Consider the following 18,328-nt stretch of genomic DNA (forward strand, 5'->3'; position numbering starts at 1 on the left):
ATTTTAGGATTAAGAAAGGATTGTCTGTTTTTTTACATTTATAGACAACCTATAACAGGATTTTTTTAATACACAGTCAACCAAAATCAGGACGAGACACTATTTGATTTTGTGATAGATGTGTGATAGATGAAAACGCCATCTATCACACATCTCACGCTTTGATTAATAAAGCACACACGCAAAAGCGTGATAGAGTGATAGAGATTTATGAACATCATGAATTCTTCGTCATGGCAATTACATATTATTATACCATACCGGTCCCGGCCGGTTGCCCATTTCAAACTCCAATGTGTCACCATTCATAATCTGCTCATGGGTAATATAGCTCTTGTCATACGATCGGCCATTCAACTTCACAGATTGAACATAGATATTTTCACGGCTTACAGCCGGAGCCAAGACCACAAAAGTTTTGCCGTTTGCCAAATGCATCTTCACTTCTGGAAATATCGGAGTTCCGATCTCATACTTGCCACTGATCGGATCGACCGGATAGAAGCCCATCGAACTGAATACGAACCAAGCCGACATCTGTCCGCAATCTTCATTCCCACAAATACCGTCCGGAGCATTCTGATATAGGTTGTGCAGGACCTCAGCCACATACTTCTGCGTCTTCCAGGGCTGTCCTACTTTATTATATAAATAAATCACATGATGGCTCGGTTCGTTGCCATGTGCGTATTGCCCGATCATACCGGTACTGAAGATCGGCAGGTCTTCTGTCGATTTCGGAACGTAGGTGAACATACTGTCCAGTTTCTCAGCGAAACGTTCCTTGCTTCCGACCAGGCCGACCAGACCGTCCAGATCCTGAGGTACAGACCAGAAATATTGCCAGCCATTACTTTCACAGATATCTTCGGTATAGTCGTCGGGGCTGAAGTTTGCAGCGAAGTTCCCTTTCTCGTCACGCGGCTGCATGAAAGAAGTGGCCGGATTATAAACATTCCGGTAGTTCTGAGCACGTTTGTAGAATTCATCGGCGATCTCTTTCTTGCCCATCTTCTTTGCCATTGTTGCAATACAATAATCATCATAAGCATATTCCAATGTCTTGGATAACGACCAGTTCTCCCATTTCTTGGGATCGCCGTAGGCCGGGACATACCCTAACTTCTTGTAATCACCGATTCCCCGGTAATCATCACGGTTGGCCGTAGCAATACAAGCCTCAAGTGCTTTTTCCGGATCGAAATTGCCGATACCTTTCAGATACGCATCCACAATTACGGGAACGGCATGATATCCGATCATCATATTGGTTTCCCAGCCATACAAATTCCACAATGGCAAAGCCCCGTTCTGTTCATAGAATTTCAAGAAACCTTTGATCATATCATTTGCACGTTCTGGTTCGGTATAGGTAAATAGCGGATGAGAAGCGCGATAAGTATCCCACAACGAGAAAGTGGAATAGTTCGTCCATCCGTCCGCTTTATGGATCTGCTGATCCGGGCCGTAATAGGAACCATCCACATCACTGTAAATAGTCGGAGCGATCATGGAATGGTACAAAGCAGTATAGAACTTCACCAGATCATCAGTATCCGAGCTTTTCACCTCTATTTTAGAAAGCTGCTTGTTCCATGTTTTGGCAGCCTGCGCTTGATAATAATCGAAATCGTCTTTCGAAACCTCCGCACGCAGGTTCTTGCCTGCTCCTTCCATACTGACACCGGATATACCTGTCGTTACTAAAATTTCCTCATCTTTCTCCGTATTGAAATCGAAACGGGCAATATAGGCCGTACCGATCCTGCCACGATCTTTCGTTACGATAGAAGTTGTGTCCATATGGCAAGCCATGAAAGGTTTCGAGAAACGAGTCTCAAAATAAACATGCTGCAAAGGAGACCAGCCTTGCGAGAAACGATATCCCCGGATCGTCATCGAATCGACCACTTCTATATACGAATCCAACGTGAAGTCCCAGTTCATCGCCTTTTTGAGGTTCAAGAATACGGATGCCTCTGCTTTGGGGAACGTATAACGCTGAATACCGCAACGTTCAGTCGCGGTCAACTCGACATTAATATTGTAATCTTTCAGCAGCACACGGTAATAGCCAGCCGAAGCCATCTCGTCATTGTGCGAAAAAGTCGAATAGACGCCCAAAGGAGCAGGTGCCTCCTTATACGGACGAGTCACCGGCATGAAAGAGATATCGTACAAATCGCCCGCACCTGTCCCTGACAAATGGGTATGGCTGAAACCGGCGATAGTCGTGTCGGGATAAAAATAACCGGAAATACGATCCCAACCGGGAAGCCCGTTGTCAGGACTCAACTGAACCATTCCGAAAGGGACTTGCGCTCCCGGATAGGTATTACCCGTAAAGTCTGTCCCGATAAAAGGATTTACATATTGTGTATAATCATCCGCCTCCTGTTGTTTTTCCGGCGTGCAGGCTGCCAGAGCCAGCAAGGAGACCGCCAATAAAGATATGTGCCTCATGTTTACTTTATGTTTTAGTCTTGACAAAGATAAAAAAAGAGACGTACAATAAAAACTGTACGTCTCTTCTATAACTATTTTACGATGTCCGTAGTTTTAGGCCGGTGCGATTTCCGTACTATCTTCATCCTCGTCATCTGCATCTCCATTCGTGTCATTCTTCACAAAGAACGCACTCAATTCGAACAATCCATACAGCGGGAAGAATACGATACCCAATGTGAACGGGTCACTACTTGGGGTGATAAATGCAGCAGCAACCAACAACCCCACGATAGCATGCCGTCTGTATTTGTGGAAGAACGAACGTTTCAACAAACCGATCTTCGACAACAGCCACGAAACCAACGGCATTTCAAAAACGATTCCCATCACAAAGATCAGCATCAGGAAATTATCCATATACGAATCCAAAGAGACCTGTTCCGTTATATTGGCACTCAACTGATAAGTTGCCAAAAAGCGCAGCGTCATCGGGAATACCATAAAATATCCGACAGCACATCCGATAAAGAACATGATTGTTCCCAAAAGAAATACCCATTTGACATTTTTCTTCTCATTCTCATACAAAGCCGGACTAATGAACTTCCAGATTTCCCACATCAGATAAGGGAAAGTAAGCACAAGTGCCAACCAGAACGAGGTGGTCATGTGAGTAAAGAACTGAGATGCCAATCTGATATTAAACACATCCACATGAAAATTATCATTACAGAAATCAGGCAGAACATCAAACCACGGACTGACATTGACCAACCACTGGTTCAAATCGCACAACCATCTGTAAAAGATAAAATCGGAATAACAGGGTGCCAATACTACGCGGTCAAATATACCATCGCTACCACGCATAAAGGCGAAACTGCCTATCGCAAAGATAAAGAGCGCTAAAAAAGAACGGAACAGAGTCCAACGAAGTGCCTCCAGGTGGTCCCAGAAGGACATTTCTTCTTGTTCTAATTCTGCCATCTTTTACTTTTTATCGGTATCGTCTATCTTAATGTCGTCTTCTAATCCTTTTACACCGTCTTTAAAGTTTTTCACACCTTTACCGATACCTTTCATCAGTTCAGGTATTTTTTTACCACCGAAAAGTAACAAAACAATAATGGCAATGATGATAATCTCGCCAGTTCCTAAATTTCCAAGAAATAATAATTGATCCATGATATTGTATAAATTAGTCGTTAATATTCCTGTTATCGATGGGGCAAAGATACAATTTGTAATGAATAGTACCCCAATTATTCTAAATTTATTACCTTTGCGTCATCTTAAAAAACTGAAATTAGAAAAAGATTAGAAAAAATGAAAGCGTATGTATTTCCCGGTCAGGGTGCCCAGTTTGTCGGAATGGGAAAAGACCTTTATGAAAACAATTCCCTTGCAAAAGAGATGTTTGAAAAGGCTAACGAAATCCTCGGTTTCCGCATCACGGATCTGATGTTCGCCGGAACAGACGAAGATCTGCGCCAGACAAAAGTGACACAGCCTGCCATTTTCTTACACTCAGTCATTCTTGCAAAAACATTAGGTGACCAGTTCAAACCGGATATGACAGCCGGACACTCTTTAGGAGAATTCTCCGCGCTTGTTGCAGCCGGAGCCTTGTCTTTCGAAGACGGACTTGTTCTGGTATCCAAACGTGCTATGGCGATGCAGAAAGCCTGCGAAGCCACACCCTCGACAATGGCTGCCGTTCTGGCATTGCCGGACGAAAAAGTAGAAGAGATCTGCGCAAGCATCGAAGGTGAAGTCGTCGTATGTGCAAATTACAACTGTCCGGGACAGCTTGTCATCTCCGGCTCCGTACCCGGTATCGATGCCGCATGTGAAAAGATGCTGGCTGCCGGTGCAAAACGTGCACTGAAACTGAAAGTCGGCGGTGCATTCCACTCCCCTCTGATGGAACCGGCTCGTGCAGAACTGGCTGCCGCTATCGAAGCGACTCCGATCCACAAACCGTCTTGCCCTGTTTACCAAAACGTAAGCACGAAAGGCGAAACCTGCCCTGAAACAATCAAGACTAACTTGATTGCCCAGCTGACTGCCCCGGTCCGTTGGACACAGAGCGTTCAGAACATGATTGCCGACGGTGCCGATCATTTCATCGAACTAGGTCCGGGCGCTGTACTTCAAGGATTAGTGAAAAAGATCAATAAGGAAGTAACGACAGAAGGCATGCAATAAACAGTTTGCTTCATTCATATAAAAAGGTTGGTAGGAAAGTTCTTCATCGAACACCTACCAACCTTTTCTCATATCACTACTTCAGATTCCACCACAAGGCAGTCTCCACCACATCCGGTCCGCCCAACAGTTCGAGGGCTTTATTATAACCTTCCAGGTTGTTCGTCTGGATATTGGCCGGATAGCGATAACGCTTCGGATAAAACTCCAAACGGCATTCTTTTGAAGTGGCAACTGTCAAGGGAACCTGGTTCAACGGGTTATAGTCTTTTTCGACAGCCTGATTCTCGAAAAAAGGCAAACCGATACGGCGATGGTCGCTCCAAACTTCCTCGGGCAACCAGGGAACCTGAGCAATATATTTCTGTGTGAAGATCTTCGTCATCGCATCGTTATTATATGCACCGCCACGATAGATGGAATTTTTCGGATATGTATAAGTCATCGTCTTGTTCTCTTTTGTGTACGGATCAACATAGTTTACGATATAAGGCTTTGCCTCCGTTGTATGGTCGAAACTGACAGATGTCCCGATCCGATTATATTCGGTAGAAGACAGATAAGCACCGACTTCACTCAACAAGCCGTGGTACTCGAAGCTCGCAGTCACTCCGTTCTCGTAGTTCGATTTGGGAGAGCCCGGAACATCCCAACCACGCACGCCGGCTTCAGCCAGCAAGAAATAACTTTCCCAAGGACCGAAATAGACACGTTTCTGAGTACTCATGCGGTATTGCTTCGACATGGACGGATAGTTATAGTTTTTTCCGGTCAATTCGGTAGCCAAACTACCTTTCACATCCCATTCACCGGCCACCCATGTTCCCCAAGTATATCTAGGATCGATTGTCAGCATCGGCTTCGTGTTATCATCCGGATCGAACAGGGAGACCGGTTTCACCTCGCTGGCCGCCCCGATATAATCGGAATAAACCACACCATCGTTCCATCCTACTACACTAAATAACTTCGGTGCACGTGGATCGACATATTGTGGAACGCCGTCGAAATAAAATCCGGCACACGGATCGTTCGTCGTCAACGGAAAATGCCTATCCAAATACAAGCCCATGTAAGTATGCGGGTTCTTCAGATGTGCTTTCAATGAATCAGGTAGTGGAAATTCGTTACTTCCCAAGCCGACCACGAGATTCTTGAATGTAACGGACATCGCCTGTGCATTCCAGGTACGGGACATAACGCTGGTCAGGTCGCTCCATCCGTCCTTTTCCTGTACACCGGCAAGTTCGGAAAGTGAAGAAATATATCCTTTGGAAGCGGCATCTTCAAACTCTCTTTCAGCCAGCTGCGGGTTTGCATTCACAATACGCATTGCCAGGCGCATACGCAGAGAATTGGCATATTTCTTCCACATATTCACATTTCCGGCATAGAAAGCGTCTTCAGCCGACATCGGAGACATATCAATTGACGGGTCGAGCGCGGCTTCCGCCTCCTTTAGTTCTTTGAGAATAAAAGTATAAATCGCTTCTACACTGTCGTACTCGCCCGGAACGCCCGAAAAAGCATCCAACGCCGGAATCGGCCCGAACCCGTCAGAGACCTCCGAGTTCAGGTAAGCCCGCCAGATACGCGCCATCTGGATCACATTCTTATAATACGGATAGAGATCAGCTTCACCATCGGCCACTTTCTTCTCGCCCAGTTGAACGGCTTTAGTCGCCTGATTCAACCATTTCACAGCGTAGTCGTTGCTCAGGTAGCGCGTGATATAATCATTATTATCCGTACCGATCGTGAAACCGCTTCCCCGATTGAAACGGGATGCCCGGTTCCAAGTCAGGATAAACATACGTTCGGCGATCTCCGGATTCATCTGGTCACCGACGATCGAGGCATTCAAGAACCATTCAGGCTTTACCTTGCTTTCATCCACCTGGTTCGGATCTTCATTTATCTCCTGAAAATCGTTACAGGAAGAAAACAATGCCGCCATAGAGAATAGGCCTGCTAATATTTTATTTTTTGTGTTCATATTATGTTGTTTCTTTTTATATCCTTTACAAAATGATTGCAAATTATCAAAAACCGACCATCCGGTCTTCCGGAAAGGTTTTGTAAGCTTTTTAAAACCCGACCGTTACGTTAAACGTGAACGAACGGCTCGTCGGAGCGGCCCCGTTTTCGAAACCAGTCGCATTCGTGTTGGTTGCCGAAACGGATTCGGGGTCAATACCTGGCAAATTGTAATGGATCATCCATACATTGTTGCAGGTAGCAGACAGATTCAAACGCTGGAACGGCGTCTTTTTCAGCATCGCTCTGTTGAACGTATATCCTAAAGTGATGTTACGTAGACGAATATTGGTTGCGTCATATGTGAAAACCTCCGGCAAACCGTAATTACCGGTCGATCCGATCCGCTCCCAATAGTTCTGGTGAGTGACCGGAACATTGTTTTCCACATATCCTCCGTCTTTCCTGACAACCGTGTTAGGCACGACAAAATCCTGACGTTCACCGTTCACAACCGTTCCGGCTGCATTACCACGGACAAATAGGTTGGAAGCTGTTGCCGAATAGATGTCGCCACCGATACGGAAATCGACCAGGAAACTCAAGTTAAACCCTTTATATGAAAAACTGTTCGTCAAACCCAGCATCCAGTCCGGACTTTGGTTACCCACCTTGCTCTTTTCAGCAGAGATCAGAGGTAGGCCGTCGTCTCCCACAATCACTTTGCCATAATGCGGACTGTCCTTGTCCGTCACACGCAGAAAGGTCTGTCCGTAAATATCACCATAATAACTGCCTTGTGCCGCCACGATCTGGATCGCATCCAATGTCTTGATGTCATAAAGCGTCACGCCCGGATACAGGTCGATGATCTTATTGCGATTCAAGGAGAACTGGGCTGTCGCATTCCAGTTGAATCCCTGCACGTCCGGGCTCTGGAAAATGGCACCGTTCAACGAGATTTCCAGACCTTCGTTCTGGATATTACCGGCGTTCACCTTGCGGGAACTATACCCGGCAAACGGGTCGAGCGGCAGGTTCAGCAACTGGCGGGTCGCATTCGTCTTATACCAGGCGAAATCCAAACCCAAGCGGTTCTGCAGGAAACGCACGTCGAGACCGGCTTCCCATGATTTGATCAACTCGCTTCGTACGCTCGAATCAAACAAGATTTGGCCGGGAGCAGCCGTCGTATTCCCGTTTTCGTCTTTTCCTACCGTGTAATTATTGTACAATTGATAGGGATCAAGATCATTACCGACTTCCGCATAAGAAGCCCTCACCTTTGCAAAGGTGAACCACTCCGGCATGTTTCCGCCGATCTTAGGTAACATATCCGAGATCACACCGGAGAGACTGACCGAAGGATAGAAATAAGAGCGATTGTCTTTGGACATAGTAGATGACCAGTCGTTACGGGCTGTCACGTCTAAAAACAGATAGCCGTCCCAGTTCAGTTGCAATGATCCATAAAGGGAATTCATCTTCCGGCGGATCAACTCGGAGGTAACGGTCGGTTTATTAATGCCGTTGTTCAAGGAGAAAAGGTCTGGAACCAGCAATTCACCAGCCGAAGCGTTCATCTTGGTTCGCTGCTGCATCATCAGGTTACCTCCGAATGTCACGAAACCGCCCAAGCGGTCCAGCAGGTTGTCTTTGCGTGCGGTAGCCAGGAAGCTGTAGTTATTTTCGTAGAATGTCTCAGAACCTTCATTATACAGGCCGCGGGGCGAGGTGTTACCGCCGGCATATACTTTCTCATTTTTGGTCGTCGTATAATAGTCGGTACCGCCACGCAGTTCGATATCGAACCAGTTGGTCGGCGCATACTTCAACGATACGTTACCCAACAGACGGTTACGGGTATCATTGTTCTGCCGGTATTTGGTCACCCAGTACGGGTTTTCCTGCGGGTTCTTGGAGGCATCCCACCAGATCATATTGCCTTCTTCATCCACGCTGCTCTTAAATTCCTTAACATTCAAGGAACGAGGCAGACCGTATATCGTGTTGAACGCATTTGACGGGTTCACGCCTTGGATCGGGCGGTTATGGGCATTCATATTTATATAGTTCACTTTGGCATCCACCTTCCATTTCTCCGCCTTATCGAGAAACGTGGTGGCACGCAACGTAACGTTCGTCTTATTCAGTTTCGATTCCGGTGTGATACCGGCATCATCCGAACGGTTAATAGATGCGAAGACAGAAGTTCCGTTAACATTCTGCTGGAAACTGACGCCTTCGTTAAAAGAGGTTCCTGTATGGAAGAAAGCATCGATATTATCATATGTCTGGAGAGGCACTTGGCGTCCGAGCCAATCCGTCACAGTCTGGCCTTCAGCTTTCGGTCCCCAACTCAAACGGGACTGGTTGTCATAAACTCCGACCGATCCTTGTCCGAAGCTGTTTTGCATATCCGGTTTCAAGAAAATGGATTCAGCCGTGATACCAGCATTCACCGTAATCCCCAGCCCTTCGTTTTTCCGTCCCGATTTGGTCGTGATCAGGATCACGCCGTTACCGGCCCTCGAACCGTAAAGTGCAGCTGCCGAAGCTCCTTTCAGGACCGTCATCGATTCGATATCTTCAGGGTTAATATCAGAAAGGCCGTTACCCATATCGGCTCCGGAATTACCCCAAACATCATCCACACCGCCTGTAAAATTATCCATCGGCGTACCGTCCACCACGATCAATGGCTGATTGCTACCGGTCAGCGAACTGTTACCACGGAGCACGATCTTCGAAGAACCTCCCACCCCGTTACTGGAGCGTACAATCTGTAAACCGGAAACTTTACCAGACAACGAATTGGCCAAATTTGGTTCGCGGGAAGACAACAACTCGTCTCCCTTCAATTCCTGCATGGCGTAACCTAACGCTTTTTTATCACGCTTCATACCCAAAGCAGTCACGACTACTTCATCCAATTTTTGCGTGTCCTCTTCAAGATGTACAGACAAAGAGGCTTGTCCTGCATAAGGAATCTCCTGTGTGGCGTAACCGATAAAGGATATTTGGATAATATCCCCATTTTTTACCCCATCCAACGTAAAGTTGCCATCCATATCGGTCATTGTCCCGTTGGTGGTTCCTTTTATAACAACAGACGCGCCGGCAACCGGTCCCAAAGCATCTTCGACGGTTCCCGTTACTTTTGCATTTTGTTGGGAAATGTCAGTGTCTGGATTACCTGCACTTGAAGCCGAGTATATATTCCCGGAGAAACATAACGTGCTCGCAAGCAAAACCATGCTGACAGGCTTAATTCTTTTCAACATAACTAATGTTTTTTGTTTAAATTATGATACATGTCTTGGCTGAAACCAACGTCTTTTTTGATATATGTAACACAAAAAAAGAGAAGTTGTTTTGTATTTAACCTTTCGGGTAAAAGCAGATCATGCTGAAAAAGTAATCCGAAAACATATTGACAAATTGTTTCACAAGGACAGAGAAACAAGAAGAAAAGACAAATGGAGAAATACAAGAAACTTTTTTTTCGATTCGGGAACAAAAAATAAAAAAGGATGCGGCAGGAAATGGTTATCTGAGTGATGAAACGATTGCGAATCGTGCATCAGATGCCTTATTAAACTATATGGAAGCATGTTATGAAAAGAATGGAAATCTGGATGCCAAAGCACAGAGCTATTGGAGAGCTTTTCGCGAACGTGCTCATCCCGATACAGATTATAATAAGACAATCGCTGCTACTGTTATGAGCGAAGAGGCCAAAAATGACTGGGGAGAGGAGAGACTTATTACGCTGGGCAACTGGTCAATCCAACCTTGTATAACATCGATCGGCTGACCGTTTGCCATTAAAAAACCATCGACCATACCACGGGTCACACCGACACCATAATCGCCTAACCACACTCCTACACCGACACAATGCACCTAGCCGAGACCTTTACTATACAGCACTTCGCTATAAGACGATATATCCACAGCCAAGAACATATCCATATATGGGTTAGCAGGCTCCTTTTTCTTTTCCCGGCCATCCCGGACCATTCGGAACGAATGCTGTATTTTTGAATATGAATCCATTTGGTTAGGGTTCTTACCGAATCATTCCATCGAAAGCTATTATTGTTGTTTACAACTGGTTTTCCTGTTCTACCGCTTTTTGTAATAATTACACCAAAGGAACACAAACCCTGCAAATGGAAGAAACGGCAGCATCTTTCAAAGCAGAAATATTCTCAATATCCTGCGGGTTGACAGCGTTGATACCACCTTCCATGCCATCAATCAAAACCAATGGACTACCACTGGAGGAAGATTATCATCCACATTCGTCATGATGCCGTTAGTGGTTCCTTTTAACAATCACAGAGGCTCCGGCAACAGGATTAGGCTAATAGGTCTGATTCTTTTGAATCATAATTTGTGTTCCATGATATTGAAAGAATTACTCTGATTTTCATAATAACTTCTTATTCAATGAAACAAGCAGGCTCACACATCTTTGTGTTTTCAATGTTTAAAATGATATTAGTTCTAAAAGAACTCTGCACATTTCATATCGGTGTCAAAGATATGAAAATTTTCCGTTGTACTGTTATTTTTCTAAAAAAAATACGTAGAAGTTTCTTTTTTAACATTTTACTCTTTTGGTATTACACAGGTATTATTCTGTTTATCAGAATAATGTATCCATTGGAAATATGTAACTATATAAAAATAGATAAATAAAAAACATGGTCGTACTTCTGCTAATTTGTTAACAGAAGTAATTTAAAGAGACTTGTGTATTTTAAGTAATTATTGCATAATATATTTTACTTATTTAATTTATTGAAAATCATATTGTTATGAAGTTGTATCAAAATGTATTAAAGCTAAAAATACCATAGTTCTTTTAGAACTAATTACAAACACAGATAAACTTTATACGCAAAAGCTAAAAACTCTAACATTTTGTATATATGATGTAGAAAAGCGATAATAAGCGCCATCATTTTAATTAAAAGAGCATTCTTTCAATTAAATATAAGACACAAATTATGTTGAAAAATTTCAAACCTATCAGCTTAATCTTGCTGGCAGGTGCCACTTGTTTCCCAGCAAGTATATTTGCAGAAACAATGCCCTCCAAGCAAGGTATGAACATTTCCCAGCAGAACGGAAAAGTTACAGGTACTGTGGTAGATGATCTAGGGCCTGTTGCCGGAGCATCGGTCGTAGTGAAAGGAACAACCAATGGAAACATTACCGACATGGATGGTAATTTCACATTGGAAGGTGTAAAAAATGGAGACATCATTCAGATCTCTTTCATTGGTTACACAACTCAAGAAATCAAATACACAGGACAATCCACTCTTCAAATCAAATTAGCGGAAGACACTCAAAAACTGGAAGAAGTCGTAGTCGTTGGCTATGGCGTACAAAAGAAGGTAAACCTGACCGGCGCTGTAGGGATTGCAGATAGCGAAATTCTGGAAGATCGTCCGATCGGAAACATTGCACAAGGTTTGCAAGGAGCTATTCCAAACTTGAATATTGATTTCGCCAGTGGTAATCCAAATGCAGCTACTACATTTAATGTACGTGGTGCAACTTCACTGAATGGAGGACAAGCACTATTGTTAGTCGACGGAGTCGAAACATCAGACTTGTCTTTGCTTAACCCACAAGATATCGAAAGCGTATCAGTATTAAAAGATGCTGCCTCTGCTTCTATTTATGGTGCCCGTGCCGCTTTTGGCGTTGTATTGATCACAACTAAAAAAGGGAAAAAAGAACAAAAAGTTCAAATCAACTACAATAACAACTTTTCTTGGTCGATGGCCTCTCGCTTACCGGATGGTGTTTCTTCCGATAAGTGGATTCGTGCCATGAATCAGGCAAACGTGAACAATGGCAGCGGACAGTATTTCAAAGATGAGCACGTTCAGGCTGTAGATGATTTCATTGCGGGGAGAGGTCCTTCTGCATTTTATACAACAGACAATTCAATAACTGCTGCCGGACAATGGGCTTATGCTGGGAACACCGATTGGTTCGACGTAATGTACAAACCGTCATTCATGCAACAACATAATGCAAGTATCAGCGGTGGTTCAGACAAGACGACTTACTACGGCTCTATTGGTTATAAAGGACAAGATGGTATTTTGCAATATGGTACGGATAAATACAAACGTATTAATATGTCTTTCAACTTTTCCACTCAGATTACAAAATGGTTGGAAGTAACTTTCCGTACAAAATATAACCGCAATACAAGTGATTATCCCTACACCAGCAATTTTAATTTAGGAAACATTTTTTACGAAATCTATCGTGGATTCCCAACTATTCCTGTTTACCTGCCAGATGGTAATAATTTTGCAGGTATAGCAGGTAGCAACTTCAACTATAACTTTGCTGGTTTACTAGATGGAGCTGGGCGAGACAAAACCAACTCGGATGACTTTTGGTACACTGCCGCCTTTAATCTGACACCGTTAGCCGGTTTATCAATCAAGGGAGATTATACCGGAAACAAATTCTATCAAGATCAAACCCAGCACGGCAAGATACTGTATCAGACAATGCCAGAAGAAAGTACGTTATCTCCGCTATCCGTTGGTACACCTGGAGGTGTAACAAAAGCTAATTACGGAGATACTTATCAAGCATTGAACTTATGGGCTGACTACAAGAAGTCATTCAATGACAAGCACAACTTAGGTGTAATGGTCGGTTACAACCAAGAAAGTAAAAAGACGACTAAATTAAGCGTAAGCACTAGTAATCTATTTGATAACAATTTCCCTGTCACCGATTTGGCCAGTACTTATAACATGCCAAGTGAAGAAGCAACAATCTGGGCTGTACAGGGTGCGTTCTTCCGTTTGAATTATGATTACATGCAAAAATATTTGCTTGAGGTAAATGGTCGCTATGACGGTTCATCCAAATATATGTCTGGTGATCGTTGGGGATTCTTTCCCTCGGTATCAGCAGGTTGGCGTATCTCTGAAGAAAATTTCTTCGAACCAGCTCGTAATATTTTCGACAACCTAAAAGTCAGAGCTTCATATGGCTCATTAGGCAATCAAGTTACAGATGGCAATTTCCAATATTTAAGTTTCTTGACAAGCGAATCTTTGGCCTATCTGATGAACGGCGGTATCATTAGTGGCTTGAAAGCTCCGACATTGGCTAGTACAAACATCACATGGGAAAAAGTTTACACAACCAATATCGGTTTAGACTGGACTATGCTGAACGGCCGTTTCACTGGATCTTTTGACTATTACATCCGCGATACAAAAGGAATGGTCGTAAACAAAACTTACCCGGCTGTATTAGGGACGACAGGTGGTAAAGAGAACTTGGCAGATATGAGAACCAAAGGTATGGAACTATCTTTAACGTGGAACGATCAGATTAAAGACGTGGCCGGCAGTCCTTTGGATTACTCTATCTGCATCGGCATCTCAGACAACACTTCTGAGATCACGAAATATGATAATCCGACATTAAGTTTGGATGAAACTCATTACCAGGGAAAGAAAATCGGCGAAATTTGGGGATATGTAACAGATGGCTTCATTAAAGATGAAGCTGAAGCCCAAGAAATGGCCAATAAACAGGCTTTCATCAGCACAACTTGGAAACCAGGAGATATTCGTTATGTAGATTTGAACGGTGATGGAAAAATTGACCGTGGAAATAATCGTGTTGGTGATTCGGGCGACAAAAAAGTCATTGGTAATACAACTCCCCGCTACAATTTCAACCTCAACTTGAGTGGTTCATGGAAAGGTTTTGACTTACGTCTGTTCTTCCAAGGTACAATGAAACGTGACGTATGGTTGGACTCTCCTGTATTTTGGGGATACAAGACAGGTATTTGGTGGGCTAACTTAAATGATTACATCATCGATAACTCTTGGAGTGAAACCAATACGAACGCTTACTATCCTATTCCAACTTGGAGTGATAGAAGTAAACAAACACAGACAAAATATCTGCAAAACGGTGCTTTTATCCGTCTGAAAGATGTTACATTAAGCTACACTATTCCTAAAGCGCTCATCAATAAATACGGCATTGGTCAGCTAAAAGTGTTCGTAAGCGGTCAGAATCTTTGGGAAGCTACAGGATTGTACAAATACCTCGATCCGGATGCTGTAGGCAGACGTGACAATAACGGTAACTTGAAAGTTGACGACAACGGTAGTGTTTACCCGTTCACCCGTTCTTATTCATTTGGTATCAACGTAACATTCTAAAAACAGACAAAGTAACATGAAAAAGTCAATTATATTATTTGGTGGTTTATTGTTCCTCACAACCCAAAGTTGTGATGTACTGGATAAAGAGCCATTAGACTCTATCAGTACACAACAATACTTTGCAAATGCCAATGCACAGGCATTAGAGCAATATTGTAATGATTTATATCCCAAATTAATCACCGGACATGGAAATCCGAACGAATATAATTTTGGGATGATGGAAACTGATTTCCAGTCTGATGACCTACTTCCGTGGGACGCAAACTCTGTAGCTTTCAGTCAACACAGCATTTCTACAGCAGACAATGACAATTGGAAATGGGAAAATATTCGTGCTTGTAATGCTTTTATGCAAGATTACGAACTATCCCCGGAAACCGAGGCCGTAAAACATCGTTATGCTGGTGAAATTTTATTCTTCAAGACATTGGATTACTTTAATAAAGTAAAACGCTTTGGCGATGTACCTTGGTATGACAAAGTATTGGTTCCTGGAGACGAAGACCTATACAAAGGCCGCGATTCCCGTATTACCGTTGTAGCAAACATGATAAAAGACATTGATCAAGCGATTGAATGGTTACCCAAAAAAGAAACGACAGGTGTCTACCGCATCAGCAAAGACGCTGCACTTGCATTAAAGGCACGTATATGTTTATTTGAAGGAACTTTCCGCCGTTATCATAATATGGAAGGTGATACCGAATTGCTCAAAGCCGCTTATGAAGCAGCAGGCGAACTGATGAAATCCGAATATGGCTATTCATTGTTCCAAGGTTCAAAACCAGGTAAAGCCTATTATGAATTATTTATCCAAGCAGATTACAACTCCAATCCTGAAATTATTCTGTCGAAGGAATATGATCCGACTGTCGGCAAAGGAAATAACTTAAGCCGCCAAATTGCAGTCGGTGAATCTCCTATTGGTTTGAGTCGTGACGCTGTTGAAGATTATTTGTGTGCAACAACAGGAAAACCAATCTCTATGTGCGGCTGCGAAGGCCACTCTCATCATACTACATTAATCGCCGAACTAAAGAATCGAGATCCGCGTTTACTACAAACAGTACCGACTCCCGAAGCTGGTGAATACACCTATTACCTAGAAGGGAAACGTCCGGATATCGGTAAATATACCAGTGGAAGTGTTAGTACATCTACGGGATATGGTGTTATCAAATATTACAATCCGTCAGAATACACATCATCTCATCATATTGGAACATTAGACGCTCCAATCTTCCGTTATGCAGAGATTCTTCTGATACGTGCAGAAGCAGGAGCCGAACTTGGCCAAGATCCCGAATTAGATAAAACAATTAACGCTTTGCGTGATCGGGTTGGTTTTAATCACCATTTGACAACAAATCCGATTGAAGACCCGAAATTGGTTGCCGAATATCCAACAATCAAAGGCCCGAACGCCAACTTGATCCGCGAAATCCGCCGTGAACGTCGTGTTGAACTAATGGCAGAAGGTTATCGTTATCACGACTTAATGCGTTGGGCCTGCGGTATTCGCCTGAACCAACCGAAATTGGGTATCATTCCAGACAAAGCAACAAGTGAGAATGATTTAAATGGATATAATACAAAAGATTATGAATCCATTAAATCCGGATTAGGTTTCGTAGACGGTGCCATTGATGTTTATACAAAACGAATGACAAATCCTGTTCCAAACTTTATAGATCCCAAGAACTATTTGTTCTCTATTCCGACAAACCAAATCGGATTAAATCCCAATTTAAAACAAAATCCGGGATGGGATTAATTGAAATATTTTGATAATTTTTTTTCAAAAGGTCTGCTCTTCATAACAGAAGGGTGGACCTTCTTGTATTTGAAAAATCCACATTATTTCAATAGCTTTTGATTTTAAGGTCCATCTTCACAACTTCAGCAAACAATTCATATATATCAACTCCCTATAAATACTGAAATACCAAGAATATGAAGTGATTTAAGACTACACAATTCACATAGTTCAAAACAACTATCTAATCAGTTACAAAGAAAGTGAAAGAGGTAAATGCTACCTTCTTATAAGTCTATTAAATGAGACAGTAATCATACAATATGATTTAAAAAAATACATACAGCTTATTGGCTATCGAGGAAAAGGCACTGACCTACAGAGAGAAGATGTATACCTTATTCCACAAAACAACTATCTTTCTATAAATGGATAATACTTCTTTTCACAGCCAGAAGATATCGAGTTCAAAACATATATGTTTTAAAAACGAAACACCTATGTTTTGAATTCGAAACATAGGTGTTTTGAAATAAGAAATATAAACGATCACATCAATAGTCTTTCTCATTCGCCAGATTCCACATATTCAGAAAAGAGGCTTTCGTTATGTCGACAATCTTATTCCAGTTTATCTTTTCCACATGGTCGCTTGGCATATGATAGTCAGGATGACCATCCGTATGGTACCAGATGACCGGAATATCCAAAAGAGCGAACGAAGCGTTATCGCTCCCCCCTACCGGCTTATCCCACGGACGATAATCAGGAGTCAGATTCAAGCCATATTTCTTGATATCGTTTTTCAACCAATCGCCAAACACAGGATGCGCTTCCGTATAGAAATAAACGACATGCATCGGCTTGGACTCGTCTTTATTACGGCCAATCATGTCGTAATTCAGATACCCCTTCACCTTATCCATCTCCAAGAATGTCTGCACGAAATATTTGGAGCCTAACAAGCCTTTCTCTTCACCATCCCAGAAGGCGAAAATAACGGTTCGCTCCGGTTGAACCCCCGTCGCTAAAAACGCCTTAGCGACCTGCAGGACAGCTGAAACACCCGAAGCATTATCGTCGGCCCCGTTATAGACCCGGTCACCGTCCAGCATCGGGTCAAAGCCGAGATGATCGTAATGGGCGCCAATAATCACATATTCGTTCGGGTTCTTACCCTCGATCTTCCCCAAGATGTTGTTCATCGACAACTTCTGATGAACACCTTGTTTCAACTTCGCGATCGAATCCGGATGAACCTGGAAACGGCCCTTCTTCTGCCGTTCCTTGTTATAAGCCTCAAAAGGTTGGTAATAGGATTCGAACAGAGGTTCGATCCCCATCGTTTTCAAATTAGATACAATATATTCACCGGCAATACGCCCACCACGGAAACCAGCTTCACGCCCTTCCAATGCATCGCTTGCCAGAAAACCGATATAGGCCTCGGCATTTGCCCTGTTAATGACATCCAGCCCTTTCTTTTCAGGCAACTCGGCCCATAGCGTAGCACTTAGTGCAATAGAGGCTAAAAACAATCCCGTTTTTCTCATTTCGATATTGTGTTTTACAGATTATAGTTTTCTACATTATGCAAATATACGGATATTTGTATACATTCGAACTATAATGACAGAACACAAATATGATTTTAGTGTGGTTGTAGACAAGAGCAGGACTGACTTCATTAAAA

At 43.1% G+C, this 18,328-nt stretch carries 11 protein-coding genes and 1 pseudogene; 4 read left to right on the plus strand and 8 right to left on the minus strand.

What is annotated here, in order from left to right:
* Positions 1-240: 240 nt before the first annotated feature.
* The 3 genes from BHV83_RS11370 to BHV83_RS11380 all read right to left on the minus strand — a co-directional run bounded on the left by BHV83_RS11370 (position 241) and on the right by BHV83_RS11380 (position 3,633).
* Positions 241-2,463 carry a GH92 family glycosyl hydrolase gene (locus tag BHV83_RS11370; RefSeq protein ID WP_119216193.1) on the minus strand — a complete coding sequence of 741 codons (2,223 nt, stop codon included), beginning with the start codon at positions 2,461-2,463 and terminating at the stop codon, positions 241-243.
* 96 nt (positions 2,464-2,559) lie between these two features.
* Complete coding sequence (gene tatC, locus BHV83_RS11375) at positions 2,560-3,435, minus strand: twin-arginine translocase subunit TatC (RefSeq protein WP_005639298.1); 876 nt, start codon at positions 3,433-3,435, stop codon at positions 2,560-2,562.
* 3 nt (positions 3,436-3,438) lie between these two features.
* The gene (locus BHV83_RS11380) at positions 3,439-3,633 is read right to left on the minus strand and encodes a Sec-independent protein translocase subunit TatA/TatB (protein ID WP_005639296.1); all 195 of its coding nucleotides are present in this window, start codon (positions 3,631-3,633) and stop codon (positions 3,439-3,441) included.
* A gap of 141 nt (positions 3,634-3,774) precedes the next feature.
* Between BHV83_RS11380 and fabD the strand changes: the two genes are divergently transcribed.
* A complete protein-coding gene (gene fabD, locus BHV83_RS11385) occupies positions 3,775-4,656 on the plus strand; it encodes an ACP S-malonyltransferase (RefSeq protein ID WP_195305067.1) in 882 nt (293 codons plus the stop codon).
* A 76-nt stretch (positions 4,657-4,732) separates the two neighbouring features.
* On the opposite strand, the gene BHV83_RS11390 is transcribed toward fabD, so the two are convergent.
* Together BHV83_RS11390 and BHV83_RS11395 are read right to left on the minus strand one after the other, a co-directional pair.
* Complete coding sequence (locus tag BHV83_RS11390) at positions 4,733-6,652, minus strand: SusD/RagB family nutrient-binding outer membrane lipoprotein (RefSeq protein WP_046452443.1); 1,920 nt, start codon at positions 6,650-6,652, stop codon at positions 4,733-4,735.
* A 91-nt stretch (positions 6,653-6,743) separates the two neighbouring features.
* Positions 6,744-9,917, minus strand: coding sequence for a SusC/RagA family TonB-linked outer membrane protein (locus BHV83_RS11395; RefSeq protein WP_122206267.1), 3,174 nt, complete (start codon positions 9,915-9,917; stop codon positions 6,744-6,746).
* Positions 9,918-10,066: 149 nt separating this feature from the next.
* Between BHV83_RS11395 and BHV83_RS21845 the strand changes: the two genes are divergently transcribed.
* Positions 10,067-10,450, plus strand: a complete 384-nt coding sequence (locus BHV83_RS21845; protein ID WP_046452441.1) for a RagB/SusD family nutrient uptake outer membrane protein — start codon at positions 10,067-10,069, stop codon at positions 10,448-10,450.
* An 89-nt stretch (positions 10,451-10,539) separates the two neighbouring features.
* Here the strand turns inward: BHV83_RS21845 and BHV83_RS11405 are convergent, their stop codons facing one another.
* Complete coding sequence (locus BHV83_RS11405; protein WP_005649970.1) at positions 10,540-10,692, minus strand: hypothetical protein; 153 nt, start codon at positions 10,690-10,692, stop codon at positions 10,540-10,542.
* Positions 10,678-10,921: pseudogene (locus BHV83_RS11410) on the minus strand (hypothetical protein); the annotation flags it as partial. The gene BHV83_RS11405 and the pseudogene BHV83_RS11410, both read right to left, overlap by 15 nt.
* A 730-nt stretch (positions 10,922-11,651) precedes the next feature.
* On the opposite strand from BHV83_RS11410, the gene BHV83_RS11415 reads away from it, so the two are divergent.
* Entirely contained in the window at positions 11,652-14,873 is a 3,222-nt protein-coding gene (locus BHV83_RS11415; RefSeq protein WP_286757534.1) for a SusC/RagA family TonB-linked outer membrane protein, read from the plus strand.
* 16 nt (positions 14,874-14,889) lie between these two features.
* Positions 14,890-16,653 (plus strand): RagB/SusD family nutrient uptake outer membrane protein, encoded by a 1,764-nt coding sequence (locus BHV83_RS11420; protein ID WP_022322423.1) that lies wholly within the window; start codon positions 14,890-14,892, stop codon positions 16,651-16,653.
* Between the two features lie 536 nt (positions 16,654-17,189).
* On the opposite strand, the gene BHV83_RS11425 is transcribed toward BHV83_RS11420, so the two are convergent.
* Positions 17,190-18,188, minus strand: coding sequence for a M28 family metallopeptidase (locus BHV83_RS11425; protein WP_022322424.1), 999 nt, complete (start codon positions 18,186-18,188; stop codon positions 17,190-17,192).
* Positions 18,189-18,328 lie beyond the last annotated feature (140 nt).

The sequence above is a fragment of the Parabacteroides sp. merdae-related_45_40 genome (assembly GCF_001915675.1).